The 21,557-nt window shown below is 74.6% G+C and carries 15 protein-coding genes; 11 read left to right on the top strand and 4 right to left on the bottom strand.

Translation table 11 applies throughout. From position 1 onward, the window contains the following. Positions 1-19: 19 nt before the first annotated feature. Both DT076_RS03825 and rapZ read right to left on the bottom strand, forming a co-directional pair. Entirely contained in the window at positions 20-976 is a 957-nt protein-coding gene (locus DT076_RS03825) for a gluconeogenesis factor YvcK family protein (protein ID WP_267896802.1), read from the bottom strand. Continuing rightward, a complete protein-coding gene (gene rapZ / locus DT076_RS03830; protein ID WP_267896805.1) occupies positions 973-1,869 on the bottom strand; it encodes an RNase adapter RapZ in 897 nt (298 codons plus the stop codon). The genes DT076_RS03825 and rapZ overlap by 4 nt, the downstream gene beginning before the upstream one ends. A 184-nt stretch (positions 1,870-2,053) precedes the next feature. Here rapZ and DT076_RS03835 point away from each other — a divergent pair, with 184 nt between their 5' ends. Genes DT076_RS03835 through DT076_RS03865 form a run of 7 tightly spaced genes read left to right on the top strand, consistent with a single transcriptional unit; the run spans position 2,054 to position 12,375 of the window. Further along, the gene (locus DT076_RS03835; RefSeq protein ID WP_114125342.1) at positions 2,054-3,397 is read left to right on the top strand and encodes an MFS transporter; all 1,344 of its coding nucleotides are present in this window, start codon (positions 2,054-2,056) and stop codon (positions 3,395-3,397) included. Beyond that, positions 3,397-5,580 carry a molybdopterin oxidoreductase family protein gene (locus tag DT076_RS03840; protein ID WP_114125343.1) on the top strand — a complete coding sequence of 728 codons (2,184 nt, stop codon included), beginning with the start codon at positions 3,397-3,399 and terminating at the stop codon, positions 5,578-5,580. The genes DT076_RS03835 and DT076_RS03840 overlap by 1 nt, the downstream gene beginning before the upstream one ends. Beyond that, complete coding sequence (locus tag DT076_RS03845; RefSeq protein WP_114125344.1) at positions 5,577-7,097, top strand: FAD-dependent oxidoreductase; 1,521 nt, start codon at positions 5,577-5,579, stop codon at positions 7,095-7,097. The genes DT076_RS03840 and DT076_RS03845 overlap by 4 nt, the downstream gene beginning before the upstream one ends. 10 nt (positions 7,098-7,107) lie before the next feature. Beyond that, entirely contained in the window at positions 7,108-9,780 is a 2,673-nt protein-coding gene (gene nirB, locus DT076_RS03850; RefSeq protein WP_114125345.1) for a nitrite reductase large subunit NirB, read from the top strand. Then, entirely contained in the window at positions 9,777-10,187 is a 411-nt protein-coding gene (gene nirD, locus DT076_RS03855) for a nitrite reductase small subunit NirD (RefSeq protein WP_114125346.1), read from the top strand. The genes nirB and nirD overlap by 4 nt, the downstream gene beginning before the upstream one ends. Before the next feature lie 2 nt (positions 10,188-10,189). Beyond that, positions 10,190-11,266 (top strand): uroporphyrinogen-III C-methyltransferase, encoded by a 1,077-nt coding sequence (cobA, locus tag DT076_RS03860; RefSeq protein WP_199538944.1) that lies wholly within the window; start codon positions 10,190-10,192, stop codon positions 11,264-11,266. Beyond that, on the top strand, positions 11,263-12,375 hold the full coding sequence (locus DT076_RS03865; RefSeq protein ID WP_233493620.1) for a uroporphyrinogen-III synthase: 1,113 nt from the start codon (positions 11,263-11,265) through the stop codon (positions 12,373-12,375). Before cobA ends, DT076_RS03865 begins: the two co-directional genes overlap by 4 nt. Before the next feature lie 24 nt (positions 12,376-12,399). On the opposite strand, the gene uvrC is transcribed toward DT076_RS03865, so the two are convergent. Beyond that, a complete protein-coding gene (uvrC, locus tag DT076_RS03870; RefSeq protein ID WP_114125348.1) occupies positions 12,400-14,367 on the bottom strand; it encodes an excinuclease ABC subunit UvrC in 1,968 nt (655 codons plus the stop codon). Between the two features lie 90 nt (positions 14,368-14,457). On the opposite strand from uvrC, the gene DT076_RS03875 reads away from it, so the two are divergent. The 4 genes from DT076_RS03875 to DT076_RS03890 all read left to right on the top strand — a co-directional run bounded on the left by DT076_RS03875 (position 14,458) and on the right by DT076_RS03890 (position 19,680). After that, positions 14,458-14,889 carry a QcrA and Rieske domain-containing protein gene (locus tag DT076_RS03875; RefSeq protein ID WP_114125349.1) on the top strand — a complete coding sequence of 144 codons (432 nt, stop codon included), beginning with the start codon at positions 14,458-14,460 and terminating at the stop codon, positions 14,887-14,889. 87 nt (positions 14,890-14,976) lie between these two features. Next, a complete protein-coding gene (gene rhaI, locus DT076_RS03880; protein ID WP_199538945.1) occupies positions 14,977-16,143 on the top strand; it encodes an L-rhamnose isomerase in 1,167 nt (388 codons plus the stop codon). Between the two features lie 31 nt (positions 16,144-16,174). Beyond that, on the top strand, positions 16,175-18,217 hold the full coding sequence (locus DT076_RS03885; protein ID WP_114125350.1) for a bifunctional aldolase/short-chain dehydrogenase: 2,043 nt from the start codon (positions 16,175-16,177) through the stop codon (positions 18,215-18,217). Next, entirely contained in the window at positions 18,214-19,680 is a 1,467-nt protein-coding gene (locus tag DT076_RS03890) for a rhamnulokinase (protein ID WP_233493621.1), read from the top strand. Before DT076_RS03885 ends, DT076_RS03890 begins: the two co-directional genes overlap by 4 nt. Here the strand turns inward: DT076_RS03890 and DT076_RS03895 are convergent. Further along, entirely contained in the window at positions 19,665-21,479 is a 1,815-nt protein-coding gene (locus DT076_RS03895) for a glycoside hydrolase family 2 protein (RefSeq protein WP_114125352.1), read from the bottom strand. The two genes, DT076_RS03890 and DT076_RS03895, sit on opposite strands and share 16 nt — an antisense overlap. Positions 21,480-21,557: the final 78 nt, after the last annotated feature.

Genomic DNA, 21,557 nt, shown 5'->3' on the forward strand with positions numbered 1-21,557 from the left:
GGGCCCCGTCGGCGGGTGTTCACAGGCTCATCACCTCGGCGTAGGCCGAGGCCAGCCGCAGCGCGTCGTGGCGTGGGCTGCCGTCGCGGGCGGCGATGTCGGCCAGCACCAGCCGGGCTCCCAGCGAGGCCACGTAGGACTCCAGGTGGCGGTCGCCCGCGCAGGCCCGGGCGTCGGCCAGCACCACGTCCAGCCGCAGCTCCGGGGCGTGCTCGGCCAGCATCTCCACGTGCCGCGACGGGCTCAGCCCGCGGGTCTCCCCCTCCGGGCTGAGGTTGAGGGTGAGCAGCCGCCGGCACGAGGACCGGGTCAGCGCCGCGGCCAGCTCCGGCACCAGCAGGTGCGGGATGACGGAGGTGAACCACGACCCCGGTCCGAGCACGGCCCAGTCGGCCGCGTCGACGGCCGCCAGGCACTCCAGCCGGGTGGGTGGGTCCTGCGGGATCAGCCGGACCGCGCAGACCTCGCCGCTGGTGGAGGCCACCGTGGCCTGGCCGCGCAGCACGGTCGGCTCGTCGGGGGCGTCGGGGTCGACGCCGAGCACGTCGGCTTCGATCTGCAGCGGCACCGCGGCCATCGGCAGCACCCGGCCGCGGGCCCCGAGCAGCTGGCCGACCATGTCCAGCCCGGCCACCGGGTCACCCAGCTGCTGCCACAGCCCGGCGATCAGCAGGTTGCCGATGGCGTGCCCGGCGAGCGGGCCGTCGCCGCCGAAGCGGGACTGCAGCACGTCGGCCCAGGCCCGTCCGGTCGGGTCGTCGTCGCACAGCGCGGCCAGCGCCATCCGCAGGTCGCCCGGCGGGATGATCCCGAACTCCTGGCGCAACCGGCCCGAGGAGCCGCCGTCGTCGGCCACCGTGACGATCGCGGTCAGGTCGTTGGTGAGGTGGCGCAGCGCGCGCAGGTTGACCGACATGCCGTGGCCGCCGCCGAAGACCACCACCGCCTTGCCGGGGGCGCCGCGGAGCGCGCTCACTCCAGCCCCAGGTCGCGGTGCATCACCTCGACCAGCAGGTCGGCCGTGCGGAGCCGACGACCCAGCTCGGTGGCGACCGCGGTGCTGCGGTGCTTGCCGCCGGTGCACCCGACCCCGATGGTCAGGTGGTGCTTGCCCTCGCGCAGGTAGCCCGGCTCCATCAGCAGCACCAGCCCGTGCACCTGGTCGATGAACTCCTCGATCCCCTCCTGGGCCAGCACGTAGTCGCGGACCGGCTGCTCCAGCCCGGTCTGCGGACGCAGCTCGGGCACCCAGTGCGGGTTGGGCAGGAAGCGGACGTCGACCACCAGGTCGGCATCGGTCGGCAGCCCGTTCTTGAACCCGAACGACAGCACCAGCACCCGCAGCTCGTCGGCGCGCTCGGCGGCGAAGACGTGGGCCACCCGGGACGCCGTCTGGTGCGGGTTGGCCCGCGAGGTGTCGATCACCACGTCGGCGGTGGCGCGCAGGTCGGCCAGCAGCCGTCGCTCGGTGGCGATGCCGTCGGCGAGGCGTCCGGCCCCCTGCAGCGGGTGCGGGCGCCGGGCCGAGGACTGGCGACGCACGATCACCTCGTCGGCGGCGTCGAGGAAGAGCACCTCCGGCCGCAGCCCGCGCTCGCGGACGGCGGCGAACATGCTCGGCAGCTGCTCGAACATGGTGGCCCAGCGGACGTCCAGCACCACCGCGAGGCGGCGCACCCCGGCCTCCTCCACCTGCCGGCACAGCTCGTCGACCATGTTGGGCGGCAGGTTGTCCACCACGTACCAGCCGAGGTCCTCCAGCGCGTGGGCCGCGGTGCTGCGTCCCGCCCCGCTCATCCCGGTGACCACGAGCAGCCGCAGGCGTGTCTCCGGGGTCGCGTTCTCGGGGTGGAGGGCCTCCGCCGGGATCGTCACGGGGCCAGTGTGCCACCGGGTGCCGGTCGGCGTTCTCACAACGCGACCGGCGTCGCTGTGCGGCGATGGTCACGCCAGTTTCACCTGCGCCGTCGGGAGCCGAAACACGGGTCGGCCAGCGTGGGGGCGTCGTCCGGGGAACCGTCGTCCCCGCCGTCCGAGCCCCGAGGAGCGCACCGTGCCCGCACCGTCACGCGAGAACGCCCGCACCGCCACCACCACCGGCGCCGTCCCGGCCCGCCGCGGTCGCTGGCTGACCGACTGGGACCCCGAGGACCCGGTGTTCTGGAAGCAGCGCGGCCGCGCCGTCGCCCGGCGCAACCTCGTCGTCTCGATCCTGTGCGAGTTCCTCGGCTTCTGCGTGTGGGCGCTGTGGAGCGTGGTGGTGCCCTCGCTCAACAGCGTCGGCTTCGCCCTCACCGTCGACCAGCAGTTCTGGCTGATCGCGCTGCCCAGCCTGGTCGGCGCGACGCTGCGGATCCCGTACACCTTCGCGGTGCCGGTGCTGGGCGGACGCACCTGGACGGTGGTCTCCGCGCTGCTGCTGCTCGTCCCCGCGCTCGCCCTGGCCTGGGTGGTGCAGCGCCCCGAGACGCCGTTCGGGGTACTGCTGGCGGTGGCCGCCCTGGCTGGTCTGGGCGGGGGCAACTTCGCCTCCTCGATGACCAACATCAGCTTCTTCTTCCCCGAGCACGAGAAGGGCCGGGCGCTGGGGCTGAACGCCGCGGGCGGCAACCTCGGCACCGGCATCGTGCAGCTGGCGGTGCCGGCGGTGGTCGTCACCGGCGCCGGTCTGCAGCTGGAGCGGGCCGGGCTGGTCTTCGTCCCGCTGGTGCTGGTGGCCGCGCTGCTGGCCTGGCGGCTGATGGACAACGTCAGCACCGCCAGGGCCGACGTCAGGGACTTCGCCCTGGCCGCCACCCGCAAGCACACCTGGATCATCTCCTTCCTCTACATCGGTACCTTCGGCTCCTTCATCGGCTACTCCGGCGCCTTCCCCACCCTGCTGAAGACCCAGTTCGTCGGCGCCAGCCCCTCGCTGGCCTTCCTCGGTGCGCTGATCGGCGCGCTCAGCCGCCCGCTCGGCGGGATGCTGGCCGACCGGTTCGGCGGCGCCCGGATCACCATCGGCTCGTTCGCGGTGCTCGCGCTGGGCGCGGTCGGGGCCATCACGGCTCTGCAGCAGAGCTCGTTCACCCTCTTCTTCGCCTCGTTCCTCGTGCTCTTCGTCGGCACCGGGCTGGGCAACGGGTCGACCTACCGGATGATCCCGGCCGTCTTCCGGGCCGAGATGGCGCTGCCGGTGGCCCGCAAGGCCGCGGCCGGCTGCCTCGGCATCGCCGGTGCCGTCGGCGCCTTCGGCGGGTTCCTCATCCCCCGTGGGTTCGCGATGTCGACCACGGCGACCGGCTCGATCGTCGCCGCGCTGGTCTGCTTCCTCGTCGCCTACCTGGGGATGGCCGTGCTGACCTGGGCGGTCTACCAGCGTCGCGGAGCCCGGCTGTCCGGGGTCTCGATCTGATGCCGACCGACCCCGGGCGGCCGAGCGTCCCGGCCGCGACGAGCACCCACTGCCCCTACTGCGCCCTGCAGTGCGCCCAGACCCTCACCCGCACCGACGCCGGGGTCGCGGTCGCCCCCCGGGACTTCCCCACCAACCGGGGTGGGATGTGCCAGAAGGGGTGGACCTCACCCACCCTGCTGGACGTCCCCGACCGGATCACCAGCCCGCTGCTGCGCCGCGGGGGCGAGCTGGTCGAGGTGGGCTGGGACGAGGCCCTCGACGTCGTCGCCGACCGGCTGCGCACCATCCGGGCCGAGTCGGGCCCCGACGCGGTGGCGGTCTTCGGCGGCGGCGGGCTGACCAACGAGAAGGCCTACCAGCTGGGCAAGTTCGCCCGGATCGCGCTGGGCACGGCCAACATCGACTACAACGGCCGGTTCTGCATGTCGAGCGCCGCCGCCGCGGCGAACCGCTCCCTCGGCATGGACCGCGGCCTGCCGTTCCCGCTGGAGGACCTGCGCGGCGCCCAGGCGGTGCTGCTGCTGGGCAGCAACCTGGCCGAGACGATGCCGCCCAGCCTCGGCCACCTCGCCGACGTCCGGGCCGGCGGCGGCCTGGTCGTGGTCGACCCGCGGCGCAGCCCCACCGCCGCGCTGGCCGCCGACGGCGGCGGGCTGCACCTGCAGCCGGTGCCGGGGACGGACCTGGCGGTGCTGCTCGGGCTCGCCCACCTGGTGCTGCGCGACCGGCGCACCGACACGGGCTACCTCGCCGACCGCACCACCGGGCTGGACGCGGTGCGCGACTGCGTCGGCGCCTGGTGGCCCGAACGGGTGGAGCAGGTCAGCGGGGTGCCGGTGCGGACGCTCGAGCGGGCCGCGGCGCTGCTGGCCGACGCCTCCCCGATCGCCGGCGGCCGCGGCGCCTACGTGCTCACCGGCCGCGGGGTCGAGCAGTCCAGCCAGGGCACCGACACGGTGACGGCCGCGATCAACCTGGCGCTGCTGCTCGGTCTGGTCGGACGCCGCGGCAGCGGGTTCGGCGCCCTCACCGGGCAGGGCAACGGCCAGGGCGGACGCGAGCACGGCCAGAAGGCCGACCAGCTGCCCGGCTACCGGATGGTCGACGACCCGGCGGCCCGCGCGCACGTCGCCGCCGTCTGGGGTGTCGACCCCGACGACCTGCCGGGCAAGGGGCTGCCCGCGGTCCAGCTGCTCCGCTCCCTCGGCACCCCGGGTGGACCGCGGGCGCTGCTGGTGCACGGCTCCAACCTGCGGATCAGCGCCCCCGACGCCGACTCGGTCACCCGGCGGCTGCGCTCGCTCGACCTGCTGGTGGTGTGCGACTTCGTCCCGTCGGAGACCACCCGGCTGGCCGACGTGGTGCTGCCGGTGACGCAGTGGGCCGAGGAGGAGGGCACCATGACCTCGCTGGAGGGACGGGTGCTGCGCCGCCGCCGCGCGGTCGACCCGCCGCCCGGCGTGCGCAGCGAGCTGGAGGTGCTGCGCGGGCTGGCGCTCCGGCTGGACGCCCCGGGCACCTGGTCCACCGAGCCCGCCGAGGTGTTCGCCGAGCTGGCCCGGGCGAGCGCCGGCGGGAAGGCCGACTACTCCGGGATCAGCCACCGCCGCCTCGACACCGGGGAGGCGCTGTTCTGGCCGTGCCCGGCCACCGCCGACGACCAGCCCGCCCACCCGGGCACCCCGCGGCTCTTCCTCGACCGGTTCCCCACCGCCGACGGACGGGCCCGGCTGCTGCCGGTCGAGCACCGCGGGCCGGCCGAGCGGCCCGGCCCGGGGCGTCCGCTGCACCTGGTCACCGGCCGGGTGCTGCAGCACTACCAGTCCGGGGCGCAGACCCGCCGGGTGCCCGAGCTGGCCGCCGCCTCCCCGGAGGCGTTCGTCGAGCTGCACCCGGTGACGGCCGACCGGCTCGGCCTGGTCGAGGGCGCCTGGGTGCGGCTGCGCAACGACCGCGGTGAGGTGCGGGCGAGGGCCCGGCTGAGCACGGACGTCCGCACCGACACCGTCTTCGTCCCGTTCCACTTCCCCGGTGCGGGCAGGATCAACCGGATCACCAACGACGCAGTCGACCCGGTCTCGCAGATGCCGGAGTTCAAGAACTGCTCGGTCGACGTCGTCGCCGAGCCCGCGGAGCCGCTGGCGGCCACCGGGCCCGCCGCGGGGAGGAGGACGCGATGACCCGCGTGGTGGTGGTCGGCAACGGGATGGTCGGCTCGCGCTTCGCCGACGAGCTCACCGACGGCGACGGCGGCCGGTTCGCCGTCACCGTGCTCGGCGCCGAGTCCGCCCAGCCCTACAACCGGGTGCTGCTCAGCCAGGTGGTGGCCGGACGCTACGAGCTGGCCGGGATCACGCTCTCCCGGCCCCGCTCGGAGCGGGTCGCCGTGCACGCCGGCGCCGTGGTGACCGCCGTCGACCGGGACGACCGCTCGGTGCGCACCGCCGACGGCGCCCGGCACCGCTACGACTTCCTGGTGCTGGCCACCGGCGCAGCCGCCCGGGTGCCCGACCTGGCGGGGCTGTCGCCCTGGCCGGGCGGCGTGCACGCGCTGCGCACCGTCGACGACGCCCGCGAGATCGTCGCCGCCACCCTCAACGCACGCCGGGCCGTGGTGCTCGGCGCCGGCGTCCTCGGCGTGGAGACCGCGGTCGCGCTGTCCCGGCGCGGGCTGGCGGTCACCGTCGTCCACCCCTCCGCCGCCCTGATGGACCGCCAGCTCGACCAGCCCGCCGGCGGCGTGCTGGCCCGGGCGCTGACGGGGCTCGGCGTCGGGCACCGGGTGGGGGCGCGGGCCTCGCGGGTGGAGACCGTCGACGGGCGGGTCCGCGGGCTCCGTCTCGACGACGGCGAGCTGCTGCCGGCCGACCTGCTGGTGCTGTGCACCGGCACCGTCCCCGAGACCGGGCTGGCCCGGGCCTGCGGGCTGCCGGTGCGCCGCGGCGTCGTGGTGGACGAGCAGCTGCAGAGCCCGGCCGACCGCCGGGTGATGGCGCTCGGCGACTGCGCCGAGCCACCCGAGGGCGCCACCGGACTGGTCGCCCAGGGCTGGGAGCAGGCGGCCCGGCTGGCCGCCCGGCTGCGGGCCACCGGCACCGGCCCCGGCGCCCTCCCCCGCCGGCGCGACCGCACCGCCGACGACGTGGTCCGGGTCAAGGCCGACGGGCTGGACGTCGTCACCATGGGCACCCGTGGCGACGACTCTGCGCGGGTGCTGCAGCTCAGCGACCCCGACCGCGGCCGGCACGTCCAGGTGGTGGTCGAGGGCGATCGGCTGGTCGGCGCGACCTGCCTGGGCGACCCGGAGGTGGCCGCGGAGCTGCTCGCCTGCTACACCCGCGGCGCCCCGGTGCCGGCCGACCCGGCGCGGCTGCTCCTCAGCCCGCTGGCGGCCACCTCCAGCGCCGCCGTCCCGGTCACCGCGCTGCCCGACGACACCGTGGTGTGCCGGTGCAACGGCGTCACCAAGCACACCATCGCCGAGGCCTGCCGGTCCGGCGCCGGCACCGCCGAGGAGGTGGCCGCGCGGACCCGGGCGAGCACCGGCTGCGGCGGCTGCCGGGCCGACGTCTGCGCCCTGGTCGAGGCGCTCGGTCCGGCCGGTGCGTCCACCTCACCGTCGGCCGACGGGAGCTGTGAGGACCTCGTCACGCAGGCGTCACCGCCGGCGCCGGCCGCTGTGACGTCGGCTGGTTAGCGTCTCGACCATGCTCGAAGCCGCAGCTCACACCCCGTCCTCCGACGCCACCCGCGTGGTGGTCGTCGGCGCCGGCATGGTCGCCTCCCGCTTCGTCGAGGCGCTGCTCCAGCGCGACACCACGGGCGCCTTCGCCGTCACCGTGCTCGGTGAGGAGGCGCACCCGCCCTACGACCGGGTCGCCCTCACCTCCTTCTTCTCCGGCCGCGGTGCCGACGAGCTGGCGCTCGGCGACCCGGCGCTGTGGCAGGACCCGCGGGTCCGTCTGCTCACCGGCCGGCGGGTGGTCGGCCTCGACCGGGCCGCCCGCGCCGTCACCACCGACACCGGTGAGGTGCACGGCTACGACGAGCTGGTGCTGGCCACCGGGTCCAGCGCCTTCGTCCCGCCGATCCCCGGCGCCGACCTGCCCGGCGTCTTCGTCTACCGCACCCTCGACGACGTCGCCGCGCTGCAGCGGTGGGTCGAGGAGGCCGGACGGCGCTGCGGACGCCAGGTGCGGGCTGCGGTGATCGGGGGCGGGCTGCTCGGGCTCGAGGCCGCCGGCGCCTGCCAGTCGATGGGCGCCCACAGCACCGTGGTCGAGTTCGCGCCGCGGATGATGGCGGTCCAGCTCGACGAGGGCGGCGGCCAGGCGCTCGGGCGGATCGTCACCGGCATGGGCATCGACGTGCGCACGAGCACCGGCACCACCGCGATCCTCCCCGACGCCGAGGGCCGGGTGGGCGCGATGACCTTCACCGACGAGACCGGCATCGACGTCGACGTCGTCGTGGTGGCCGCGGGCATCCGGGCCCGCGACGAGCTGGCCCGCGCGGCCGGGCTGCCCGTCGGCCCCCGCGGCGGTCTGGTGGTCGACGACCGCTGCCGCAGCGAGGACCCGCACGTCTCGGCGATCGGCGAGGTGGCCTGCATCCAGGGCTCCACCCTGGGGCTGGTCGCGCCGGGCTACACCATGGCCGAGATCCTGGCCGACCGGCTGCTCGGCGGGGAGGCCAGCTTCGGCGGGGCCGACCTGTCCACCAAGCTCAAGCTGCTCGGCGTCGACGTCGCCTCCTTCGGCGACGCCTTCGCCACCACCCCCGGCGCGCTGGAGGTGGTCTACGCCGACCCCAGCGCCGCGGTGTACAAGAAGCTGGTGCTGTCCGACGACGCCGAGGTGCTGCTCGGCGGCATCCTCGTCGGCGACGCCAGCGCCTACGCCTCGCTGCGCCCGCTGGTCGGACGCCGGCTCGGCGTCGACCCGGCCGCGCTGCTGGTGCCCGAGGGCGCCGCCGGCGCGGGGGCGCTGGAGCTGCCCGACGAGGCGGTGGTCTGCTCGTGCAACAACGTCACCGCCGGCACCATCCGCTGCGCGGTGGCCGACGGCGCCTGCGACCTCGCCGCGCTCAAGGGCTGCACGAAGGCGGGCACCAGCTGCGGCTCCTGCCTGCCGGTGGCCAAGAAGCTGATGACGACCGAGCTGGAGAAGTCCGGCGTCACGGTCAGCAAGGCGCTCTGCGAGCACTTCGAGCTCTCCCGCGCCGAGCTGTTCGAGGTGGTCCGGCTGACCCGGCTCACCACCTTCAGCGAGGTCATCGCCCGGCACGGCCGCGGCCGCGGCTGCGACATCTGCAAGCCGGTGGTGGCCTCCGTGCTGGCCTCCCTCGGCAACGGCCACATCCTGGCCGGGGAGCAGGCGGCGCTGCAGGACACCAACGACCACGTGCTGGCCAACCTGCAGAAGGACGGCTCCTACTCCGTGGTGCCGCGGATCCCCGGCGGCGAGGTGACCCCGGAGGGGCTGATCGCCATCGGCGAGGTCGCCCGCGACTTCGGGCTCTACACCAAGATCACCGGCGGGCAGCGGATCGACCTGTTCGGCGTCCGGCTGGAGCAGCTGCCGGCGGTCTGGCGGCGGCTGGTCGACGCCGGCTTCGAGTCCGGGCACGCCTACGGCAAGTCGCTGCGCACGGTGAAGTCCTGCGTCGGCTCCACCTGGTGCCGCTACGGGGTGCAGGACTCGGTCGGCCTGGCGGTGATGCTGGAGCTGCGCTACCGCGGGCTGCGCTCCCCGCACAAGCTGAAGATGGGCGTCTCGGGCTGCGCCCGGGAGTGCGCGGAGGCCCGCGGCAAGGACGTCGGCGTGATCGCCACCGATCAGGGCTGGGGCCTCTACGTGTGCGGCAACGGCGGGGCCACGCCCCGGCACGCCCAGCTACTGGCCACCGACCTCGACACCGAGACCCTGGTCCGCTACATCGACCGGTTCCTCATGTACTACGTGCGCACCGCCGACCGGCTGCAGCGCACCGCGCCCTGGCTGGACGACCTCGAGGGCGGGCTGGACACCGTCCGCGCGGTGGTCTGCGAGGACTCGCTGGGGATCGGTGCCGACCTGGAGCAGGCGATGGCCGCCCACGTGGACGGCTACGCCGACGAGTGGGCGGCGGTGCTCGCCGACCCCGACCAGCTCCGGCGCTTCACCTCCTTCATCAACGCCCCCGAGGAGGTGGACGACTCGCTGCAGTACGTGGCCGAGCGCGGCCAGATCCGTCCCGCCGCCCCGGGCGAGCGGGCCTCGGGCGCCGTCCTCATCGCCGGGCCCGACCTGCCCCGGCGCTCCGACCCCGGCCTCGTCGCGGCCGGTCTGGCCGCCCCGGCGGCATCCCGCAGCACCGACGTCGAGGAGGTCTCCCGATGAGCACCGGCACCGCACCCGAGGTCCTCAGCGCGCGTTCGCAGCAGGGAGCGGCTGCGCCGCACGGCACCGCGCTGGTGCAGGTCTGCCGGCTGGCCGACCTGCAGCCCGAGCGGGGGGTGGCCGCGCTGGTCGCCGGCCAGCAGGTGGCCCTGTTCCGCACCGTCGACGACCGGGTCCACGTCGTCCAGCAGCGCGACCCCTACTCGGGGGCCAACGTGATGTCGCGCGGGCTGGTCGGCACCCGCGGCGAGCGGCTGACGCTGGCCAGCCCGATGTACAAGCAGGTGTTCGACCTCGTCACCGGGGAATGCCTGGACGCCCAGGGCGCGGAGCCCCGGCACCTGCGGACCTGGCCGGTGGAGGTCCGCGAGGGGGTCGTCCTCGTCGGGCTCGACCCGAGGCCCTGACCGTGGAGCTGCAGCTGGCCGGACGTCCGGTGCTGGTGGCCGGCGGCGGGCCGCGGGCGGCCGCGCTGGCCCTCGACCTGCTCGACCGTGGCGCCGAGGTGACCGTGCTGGCCCGCGAGGCCTGCGAGGACGTCACCGAGCCGGCCGCGGAGGGACGCCTGCGCTGGGTGCCCCGCGACGCCGCGGAGGACGACCTCGACGCCTGCTGGCTGCTGGCCGTCGCCACCGGCAGCGCCGTCGAGGACAGCCGGCTGACCGCCGCCGCGGAGCGCCGCCGGCTGCTGACGGTGCGCCCGCCCGTGCCGGCCGAGCGCCCGCCGGCCCGCCGCTGCCGCGGCCGGGTGGTGCTGGTCGGCGGCGGACCGGGCGCGGAGGACCTCATCACCGTCCGCGGGATGCGCTGGCTGGAACGGGCCGATGTGGTGGTCGCCGACCGGCTCGGCCCGAGCACGCTGCTGCGCCGGCTGCCCGCCGGGGTGGAGGTGGTCGACGTCGGCAAGACCCCGGGGCACCACCCGGTCAGCCAGGGCGAGATCAACCGGGTGCTGGTCGACCAGGCCGCGCTCGGCCGGACGGTGGTGCGGCTCAAGGGCGGCGACCCGTTCCTCTTCGGCCGCGGCGGGGAGGAGTGGCTGGCCTGCGTGGAGGCCGGTGTGGACGTCGAGGTGGTGCCCGGGGTGAGCAGCGCGCTGGCGGTGCCGGCCCTCGCCGGGGTGCCGGTCACCCACCGCGGGTTGAGCCGCGGCGTCTGGGTGGAGCACGGCCACGGCCGGCTCAGCGAGGCGGCGGTGGCGGCGGTGCGGGACGGCGCGGCCACCCTGGTGGTGCTGATGGGCATGGCGAACCTCGACCAGCACGTCGCCGACCTGCTGGCCGGCGGGGCCGACCCGGGCACGCCGGCGGCGGTGGTCGAACGCGGCACCACCCCGCAGGAACGCGCGGTCCGCGCCCCCCTGAGCGGGCTGGTGCGCGCCGTCCGGGAACAGGGGCTGCGGCCCCCCGCCGTGGTGGTGGTCGGCGCCGTGGTGGCGGCCCTGACCGGCGGGGAGCCCGTCGCGTGCGGAGAGAATGAGGTATGAGCCCAGGACTGGACCAGGTGATGGCCGGGTGCGTGGTGCTGGTGACCGCCGACCGCCGCTCCGGTGAGCTGGCCGGCGCGCTGACCCGCCGCGGCGCGGTGGTGCGGCACGCGCCGGCGCTCACCATCGTCCCGCACCAGGAGGACGAGCAGCTGGTCGCCGACACCCGCGCGCTGCTGGCCGACCCGCCCGAGGTGCTGGTGGTGACCACCGGCATCGGCCTGCGCGGCTGGATCGAGGCCGCCGACGCCGTCGGGCTCGCCGACGAGCTGGTGCAGACGCTCGGCTCGGCGCGGATCATCGCCCGCGGCCCGAAGGCCCGCGGCGCGATCCAGGCCGCCGGCCTGCAGGCGGACTGGGTGGCCGAGTCGGAGACGTCGGCGGAGATCCTCGAGCTGCTGCTGGACGAGGGCGTGGCCGGCACCACGATCGCGGTGCAGCACCACGGCGCCGGCGCGGACGGGCTGGATCTCGAGCTGGCCGCCGCCGGCGCGCAGGTGCGCAGCCTGGTCGTCTACCGCTGGGGGCCGCCGCCGGACCCGCAGAAGGTCGAGCAGTCGGTGCGCGCCGCCGCGGCCGGTGAGCTGGACGCCGTCGTCTTCACCTCCGCCCCCGGTGCGGCTGCCTGGCTCGAGGCGGCCGAGCGGGTCGGTGTGCTGGACGAGGTGGTCGCCGAGTGCGTCGCCGGCCGGCTGGCCGCCGCCGCCGTCGGCCCGGTGACCGCCCGCCCGCTGCAGGACCGCGGCATCGACCCGCTGGTGCCCGAGCGCGGCCGGCTCGGCGCTCTCGTGCGCACCCTCGTCCACCACTTCGAGGAGGCGGCCAGCACCGCCGTCGTCACCCGGGCCGGCGCGTTGCAGGTGCGTCGCACCGTGGCCCTGCTGGACGGTCACGTGCTGCCCGTCTCCCCCACCGGGCTGGCGGTGCTGCGCGAGCTGGCCGACGCCTCCGGCGGGGTGGTCTCCCGTGAGCAGCTGCTGCGGGTGCTGCCCGGGGACTCCAGCGACCCGCACACCGCCGAGGTGGCCGTGGCGAGGGTGCGGGAGGTGGCCGGGCGCGACCTCATCCAGACCGTGGTCCGGCGCGGGTACCGGCTGGCCCTGGCCTAGCCGCGGTCCCGGCGTCCGACGGCGCTAGTCGAGCACCTCGCCGGTGGCGGTGTTGACGGCCTCGGCCGGCGGCCGGTCGGCCAGCGCGGTGGCGATGCTCTCCGCCAGCCGCGGCCCGATGCCCGGCACCTGGGAGATCTCCTCCGGGGTGGCGGCGCGCAGCTTCTTCATCGACCCGAAGTGCCCGACCAGCGCCTTGCGCCGGATCTCACCCAGCCCCGACACCTGGTCCAGCGCCGACTCGAGCATCGTCCTGCTCCGCCGGCCGCGGTGGTGGGTGATGGCGAAGCGGTGCGCCTCGTCGCGGATCCGCTGCAGCAGGTACAGCCCCTCGCTGGTGCGGGGCAGGATGACGGGGAAGTCCTCCCCCGGCAGCCAGACCTCCTCCAGCCGCTTGGCCAGCCCGCACAGCGCGATGTCGGTGATCCCCAGCTCGGCCAGCGCCTGCTCGGCCGCGGCCACCTGCGGCGGCCCGCCGTCGACCACCACCAGGCCGGGGGTGTAGGCGAACTTGCGCGGCGCCCCGGTGGTCGGGTCGACCAGCAGCGGCCCGTCCGGGTCGTCGGGGTCGGTGAGCTCGGCCCGCTCCTCCAGCAGCCGGCGGAACCGGCGGGTGATGACCTCGTGCATGGAGGCGACGTCGTTCTGGCCCTCGACGCCGCGGATGACGAAGCGGCGGTACTCGCTCTTGCGGGCCAGCCCGTCCTCGAAGACCACCATCGAGGCGACCACCTCGCTGCCCTGCAGGTTGGAGACGTCGAAGCACTCGATCCGCAGCGGCACCTCGGGCAGGTCGAGCGCGGCCTGGATCTCCTCCAGGGCCCGGTTGCGGGTGGACAGGTCGCTGGCCCGCCTGGTCTTGTGCCGGACCAGGGCCTCCTCGGCGTTCTTGGTGACCGTCTCCATCAGGGTGCGCTTGTCACCGCGCTGCGGCACCCGCAGGCTGACCCCGCTGCCCCGGCGCTGCCGCAGCCACTCCGTCACCGTCGGGTCGCTGGGCAGCTCGGGCACCAGCACCTCCCGGGGCACCGGCGAGCCCTCGTCGACGCGGGTCTCGTCGCCGGCGTAGAGCTGGACGAGGAAGGTCTGGATCAGCTCGCCGGTGCTGGAGTCGTCCATCCGGTCCGCGACCCAGCCGCGCTCGCCGCGGACCCGGCCGCCGCGGACGTGGAAGACCTGGATCGCGACCTCCAGCGGGTCCTCCGCGAGGGCGATGACGTCGGCGTCGGTGCCGTCGGCGAAGACGATGGCGTTCTTCTCCATCGCCCGGCGCAGCGCCCCGATGTCGTCGCGCAACCGGGCCGCCCGCTCGTACTCCATCGCCTCCGAGGCCTTCTTCATCTCCCGCTCCAGCCGGCGCAGCAGCGGACCGGACTGCCCGGAGACGAAGGTGCAGAAGTCGGCGACGATCTCGCGGTGCTCCTCGGCGTCCACCCGGCCGACGCAGGGGGCGGAGCACTTGTCGATGTAGCCGAGCAGGCAGGGCCGCCCGCTCTGCTGGGCGCGCTTGAACACCCCGCTGGTGCAGGAGCGCATCGGGAACGCCCGCAGCAGCAGGTCGACGGTCTCGCGGATCGCCCAGGCGTGGGAGTACGGGCCGAAGTAGCGGGTGCCCTTGCGCTTGGGGCCGCGGCCGACGAAGACCCGCGGGAACTCCTCCGACCAGGTGACCGCCAGCCACGGGTAGGACTTGTCGTCGCGGTACTTGACGTTGAACCGCGGGTCGAACTCCTGGATCCAGGCGTACTCCAGCTGCAGCGCCTCGACCTCGGTCTGCACCACCGTCCAGTCCACCCGGGCAGCGGTGCGCACCATGGTCTGGGTGCGCGAGTGCAGGGAGGCCGGGTCGGCGAAGTAGGAGTTCAGCCGGGAGCGCAGGCTCTTGGCCTTGCCGACGTAGATGACCCGGCCGGTGGCGTCGCTGAACCGGTACACCCCGGGGTCGAGGGGGATGGACCCCGGTGCGGGGCGGTAGGTCGCCGGATCTGCCACGTCTGCCACTCTATGAGGGCGCACCGACACCCCCGCCGTCCCAGGGTTGACCACCCTCGGCCCGTCCGGACGGCCGACCCGAGGAGGACCATGCCGAGCGTCGAGACCCCCGGGCTGCGGACCGACCGCCGGGGACTGCTCCGCGGTGGTGGCCTCGCCGCACTGGCCCTCGGCGGCGGCGCGCTGGCCGGCTGCTCCGGGCAGGAGCAGCCGTCGCCGACCACCTCCACCGGCGGCCCGCCGGGGATCGACGCGGCCAGCGTCCCGGTCGGCGGCGGGGTGGTGCTGGAGGACGCGGACTACGTCGTCACCCAGCCCACCGAGGGCGAGTTCCGGGCGTTCTCCAAGGTGTGCACCCACCAGGGCTGCGCGGTCAGCGAGGTGGCCGACGACCAGATCACCTGCTTCTGCCACGGCTCGGTGTTCTCCGGCACCGACGGCTCGGTGCTCCAGGGCCCGGCGGAGCAGCCGCTGCCCGAGACGCCGGTGACCGTCGAGGGCACCCGGGTGGTCATCGGCTGACCTCCTCAGCGGAACGTCTGACCCTGGTGACCTTGAATCGTTTCATGCTACCGTCGGCCCGTTCGTACCACCTGTGAGGAGCCACCGTTGCCGTCCTTCCACCAGATCGAACCCGCCCTCGCCAGCCAGGCGATCGAGCTGCCCTCCTGGGCGTTCGGGAACTCGGGCACCCGCTTCAAGGTCTTCGGCACTCCCGGCACGCCGCGCACGGTGCAGGAGAAGATCGCCGACGCCGCCACCGTGCACCGCTTCACCGGGCTGGCCCCGACCGTCGCGCTGCACATCCCGTGGGACCACGTCGACGACTACACCGCCCTGCGCCGCCACGCCGAGGACCACGGCGTCGCGCTGGGCACCATCAACTCCAACACCTTCCAGGACGACGTCTACAAGTTCGGCAGCCTGACCCACGTCGACCCGGCCGTCCGGCAGCAGGCGGTCGACCACCACCTGGCCTGCATCGACGTGATGGACGCCACCGGCTCGCGCGACCTCAAGATCTGGCTCGCCGACGGCACGAACTACCCCGGCCAGGGCGACCTGCGCGGCCGCCAGGACCGGCTGGCCGAGAGCCTGGCCACGATCTACGACCGGCTCGGCCCGGAGCAGCGGCTGGTGCTGGAGTACAAGTTCTTCGAGCCGGCCTTCTACCACACCGACGTGCCGGACTGGGGCACCTCGCTGGTGCAGGTGACCGCGCTCGGCGAGCGCGCGATGGTCTGCCTGGACACCGGCCACCACGCCCCCGGCACCAACATCGAGTTCATCGTCATGCAGCTGCTGCGGGTCGGCCGGCTGGGCTCGTTCGACTTCAACTCCCGCTTCTACGCCGACGACGACCTCATCGTCGGTGCGGCCGACCCGTTCCAGCTGTTCCGGATCCTCGTCGAGGTGATTCGCGGCGGCGCGATGGACCCGGCCTCCGGGGTGGCGTTCATGCTCGACCAGTGCCACAACGTCGAGCTCAAGATCCCCGGTCAGATCCGCTCGGTGCTCAACGTCCAGGAGATGACCGCCAAGGCCCTGCTGGTCGACACCGACGCGCTCGCCGAGGCCCAGGCCGCCGGTGACGTGCTGGGCGCCAACGGCATCCTGATGGACGCCTTCTGGACCGACGTCCGGCCCGAGCTGGCCCGGTGGCGGGAGTCCCGCGGGCTGCCCGCCGACCCGATGCGCGCCTACGCCGAGTCGGGCTACCAGCAGCAGATCGAGGCCGAGCGCGTCGGCGGCCAGCAGGCCGGCTGGGGCGCCTGACCACACCGACCCACCACCTGACGAGGACACCATGACCAACCCCGTGAGCAGCCTGATCGAGCGGTCGAACCGGCTCGGGTCCGACCCGCGCAACACCAACTACGCCGGCGGAAACACCTCGGCCAAGGGCACCGCCCCCGACCCGGTGACCGGCGCCGACGTCGAGCTGCTCTGGGTCAAGGGCTCCGGCGGCGACCTCGGCACGCTGACCGAGCCGGGCCTTGCGGTGCTCCGGCTGGACCGGCTGCGTGCCCTGGCCGACGTCTACCCCGGTGTGGAGCGCGAGGACGAGATGGTCGCTGCCTTCGACTACTGCCTGCACGGCAAGGGCGGGGCGGCACCGTCCATCGACACCGCGATGCACGGCCTGGTCGACGCCGCCCACGTCGACCACCTGCACCCCGACGCCGGGATCGCGATCGCCACCGCCGCCGACGGCGAGCAGCTCACCGAGCGCATCTTCGGCGGCCGGGTGGTGTGGGTGCCGTGGCGACGTCCGGGCTTCCAGCTCGGTCTCGACATCGCCGAGATCAAGCGGGCCAACCCCGAGGCGATCGGCTGCATCCTCGGCGGGCACGGCATCACCGCCTGGGGCGACACCTCGGAGGAGGCCGAGGCGCACTCGCTGGAGATCATCGCCACCGCCACCGGGTACATCGAGCAGCACTCGAAGGCCGAGCCGTTCGGCCCGGAGCTGGACGGCTACGGCGCGCTGCCCGAGGCCGAGCGGCACGCCCGCGCCGCCGCGACCGCCCCGCTGATCCGCGGGCTCGCCTCCACCGACCGCCCGATGGTCGGCCACTACACCGACTCCGACGTCGTGCTGGAGTTCCTGGCCCGGGCCGAGCACCCGCGGCTGGCCGCCCTGGGGACGTCCTGCCCCGACCACTTCCTGCGCACCAAGGTCAAGCCGATGGTGCTCGACCTGCCCGCCGACGCCCCGCTGGAGCAGGTGCGCGAGCGGCTGCGGCAGCTGCACACCGAGTACCGCGCCGACTACCAGGCCTACTACGACCGGCACGCCGACGCCGACTCCCCCGCCATCCGCGGCGCCGACCCGCTGATCGTGCTGGTGCCCGGCGTGGGCATGTTCAGCTACGGCAAGGACAAGCAGACCGCGCGGGTGGCCGGTGAGTTCTACGTCAACGCCATCAACGTCATGCGCGGCGCGGAGGGGCTGTCGACCTACACCCCGATCGAGGAGTCGGAGAAGTTCCGGATCGAGTACTGGGCGCTGGAGGAGGCCAAGCTGCAGCGGATGCCGAAGCCGAAGCCGCTGGCCACCCGGGTCGCCCTCGTCACCGGCGCCGCCTCCGGCATCGGCAAGGCCATCGCCACCCGGATGGCCGCCGAGGGCGCCTGCGTCGTCGTCGCCGACCTCTCCCTGGAGAAGGCCGAGGCGGCCGCCGCGGAGATCGCCGGCACCAAGGGTGCCGACGTCGCGGTCGGGGTGGCCGTCGACGTCTCGGACGAGGACGCCGTCCAGGCGGCGGTGGACGCGGCGGTGCTGGCCTTCGGCGGTGTCGACCTGGTGGTCAACAACGCGGGGCTGTCGCTGTCCAAGCCGCTGCTGGAGACCACCGCCGCCGACTGGGACCTCCAGCACGACGTGATGGCCAAGGGCTCCTTCCTGGTCTCCAAGGCCACCGCCCGGGTGCTCATCGACCAGCAGATGGGCGGCGACATCCTCTACATCTCCTCCAAGAACTCCGTCTTCGCGGGCCCGAACAACATCGCCTACTCCGCGACCAAGGCCGACCAGGCCCACCAGGTGCGGCTGCTGGCCGCCGAGCTCGGCGAGCACGGGGTGCGGGTCAACGGGATCAACCCCGACGGCGTGGTCCGCGGTTCGGGCATCTTCGCCTCCGGCTGGGGTGCCAACCGGGCCAAGACCTACGGCATCGAGGAGCAGGACCTGGGCAAGTTCTACGCCCAGCGCACCATCCTCAAGCGCGAGGTGCTGCCCGAGCACGTGGCCAACGCCGCGTTCGCGCTGTGCACCTCCGACTTCTCCCACACCACCGGTCTGCACGTGCCCGTCGACGCCGGGGTGGCCGCGGCGTTTCTCCGATGATGCCGGCTGCCGCCGACGGGCCTCCGCTGGTGCACGGCAGCGGGACGGTTCTCGCGGTCGACCTGGGCGCCACCAGCGGACGGGTCGTCGCCTCCACCGTCGGGCCGGACCGGCTCGACCTGGAGGTGCTGCACCGCTTCCCCAACGAGGCGGTGCCGACCCCCGAGGGGCTGCGCACCGACCTGCTCGCGCTCTACCGCGGCGTGCTCACCGGGCTGGAGGTCGCCGGCCGCCGCGGGCTGGAGCCGCTGAGCATCGGCGTGGACTCCTGGGCCGTCGACTACGGGCTGCTGCGCCGCGGGCGGCTGCTCGCCCAGCCGGTGCACTACCGCGACGGGCGCACCGCCGCCGCGGTGGACGCGGTGCACGAGCGGGTGCCGTTCGCCGAGCTGTACCGGCAGAACGGGCTGCAGTTCCTGCCCTTCACCACCCTCTACCAGCTGGTCGCCGAGCAGCGCGACGGTCTGCTCGACGTCGCCGACCAGGTGCTGCTGCTGCCCGACCTGCTGGCCTGCTGGCTGGGTGCCGAGCCGCGTGCGGAGCTGACCAACGCCTCCACCACCGGGCTGCTGACCCTGGACGCCGACCCGGTCTGGAACACCGCCCTGGCCGAGCGGCTCGGGCTGGACCCGGCCGTCCTGCCGCCGCTGGTGGCGCCGGGCACCGTCACCGGCACGCTGTCGGCCGCGTTGGCCGAGCGCACCGGGCTTCCGGCCGGCACCGACCTCGTCGCCGTCGGCTCCCACGACACCGCCTCGGCCGTGGTCGGGGTGCCGATGGAGCAGCCGGACGCCGCCTACGTCTCCTGCGGCACCTGGGGCCTGGTCGGACTCGAGCTGGACCGTCCGGTGGTCAGCGACGGGGCCCGCGAGGCCGGGTTCACCAACGAGCTGGGCGTGGACGGGCGGATCCGGTTCCTGCACAACGTGATGGGGCTGTGGGTGCTCTCCCAGACCGTCCGGGAGTGGGAGGCCGACGGCACGACGGTCGACCTGCCCGAGCTGCTCCGGGCCGCCGCCGGCACCGACGTGGCCGCCCTGTTCGACGTCGACGACCCGGTCTTCCTCGCCCCCGGCCCGATGACCCCGCGGATCACCCGCTGGCTCGCCGAGCACGACCGTCCGGTGCCGTCGGGGACGGCCGCCTGGGTGGCGACGGTCGTGGCCAGCCTGGCCCAGGCGATGGCCGACGCCGTCGCCACCGCGGGTCGGCTCGCCGGCCGCCGGGTCGGGGTGGTGCACCTGGTCGGTGGCGGGGCGCTCAACGACCTGCTGGCCCGCGGCATCGCCGACCGCTCCGGGCTGCCGGTGCTGGCCGGCCCGGTGGAGGCCACCGCCCTGGGCAACGTGCTGGTGCAGGCCCGGGCCGCCGGGCTGGTGCCGGACACCCTGGAGGGGATGCGCGCGCTGGTCCGGCGCACGCATCCCCCACGTCGGGTCGAGCCGGGTCAGCGCCCCTCGTAGGCCGCCCGGCGGGTCTGGATGGCCCGCACCCGCTCGATGTCGAACTTCGGCCGGCGGTCGAAGTCGTAGACGCCGTTCTGCTCCTGGAAGGTGTCGGTCAGCTGCGTGTAGCAGTAGCCGAACATGTTGGCGTCGTCGAGCAGGGCGTCCACCAGCCCGGCGAAGCGGCTGTAGAACTCCTCGACGTCGGCGACGCGCTGGCCGTAGCCCCACGACTCGGTGCGGTTCTCCCCCGAGGCGGCCGCGGCCTCGGCGTTCCACCAGATGCCGCCGAACTCGCTGACGAAGTACGGCTGGCCGGCGTAGGCCTGGGAGATGGCGTCCCCGTCGTGCTCGTTGGTGTAGGCCTCGCCCCGGGCCAGCCCGCCCACCTGCTCGGCGAAGGCGGCCGGGTCCTGCTCGTAGTTGTGGCTGTCCCAGACGTCGGTCTCCAGCACCCGGTGGGAGTAGCCCGAGGCGTCCAGCACCGGACGGGACGGGTCAGCCAGCTTGGTCGCCAGGAACATCGCCCGGGTGACGTCGTCGAGCTGGGTGATCCGGTCGTGCAGCGGCTGCCAGGTCTCGTTCAGCGGACACCAGCCGATGATCGCCGGGTGGTTGTGGTCGCGCTCGAGCGCCTCCAGCCACTGGGTGACGAAGCTCGCGGTGGGCTGCTGGTGGTCCTCCCGGGGGCCGTGGCCGCCGGCGCCCCAGTCGGCGAACTCGCCCCAGACCAGGTAGCCCATCCGGTCGGCGTGGTGCAGGAAGCGCTCCTCGAACACCTTCTGGTGCAGCCGGGCGCCGTTGAAGCCGGCCTCCATCGAGAGCCGGATGTCGTCGACCAGGGCCTGGTCGCTGGGCGCGGTGAGCAGTCCGTCCGGCCACCAGCCCTGGTCGAGCACCAGCCGCTGGAAGACGTGCTCGCCGTTGATGAGGACCGCGTTCCCGTCCACGGCGACCGAGCGCAGGCCGGCGTAGCTGCGGACCCGGTCCAGCTCCTGGCCGTCGGCGCCGAGGAGGGTGAGCTCGAGGTCGTACAGGTGCGGGTCGGTGGTCGACCAGGGCCGACGGCGGTCCTCGGGCACCACCAGCTGCAGGGACGGCGCGAGGTCGAGGTCGGCGGCCACCTCGGCGCGGGCGACCTCGCCGTCGGCGTCGGACAGCACCGCCACCACCCGGGTGCCGGGGGTGTTGCGGGACAGCGGCAGCACCAGGTCGAAGCGGGAGGAGGCCAGCTGCGGGGTGATCCGCGGGCGGCGCAGGTGGGTGGCGCCGACCGGCTCCAGCCAGACCGTCTGCCAGATCCCGGTGACCCGGGTGTAGTGGCAGCTGCGGTTGTGGAAGGCGACCGACTGCTTGCCGCGGGCCTGCGGGCCGTCCTTGGGGTCGCGGGCGCGGACCACGAGGGTGATGCTGCGGCCGGCGACCTCGCCCAGCCGGGCGGTGATCGGGGTCTGGCCGCCGCGGTGGCGCACGACCTCGACGTCGTCGACCCACACGGTGGTGTCCTGGTCGACCGCGCCCAGGTGCAGCAGCACCTCCGAGCCGGCCCACTCCGCGGGCACGTCCACCACCCGGCGGTACCAGACGGCGGTGAGGAAGTCGGTGTTCCCGATCCCGGACAGCTCGGACTCCGGGGCGAACGGCACGGTGATCCGGTCGGTCAGCGGCCGGGTGCGCAGACCGCGCTCCAGACCGGAGTCGCCGGAGTCGACCTCGAACTCCCACTCGCCGTTCAGGCAGAGCCAGCGGTCGCGGACCATCTGCGGTCGGGGGTACTCGGGGCGGGGCAGCTCAGCACGGGTCTGGGCCTGGGTCATCGTCGATCCTCTCCGACATCGGCAGGACGCACCGGTGCGGCGCGGCCGCGGACCAAGTTACTGCGCTGAAATCGGCGC

Source organism: Desertihabitans brevis (assembly GCF_003327535.1).
GTDB classification, from domain to species: Bacteria; Actinomycetota; Actinomycetes; order Propionibacteriales; family Propionibacteriaceae; genus Desertihabitans; species Desertihabitans brevis.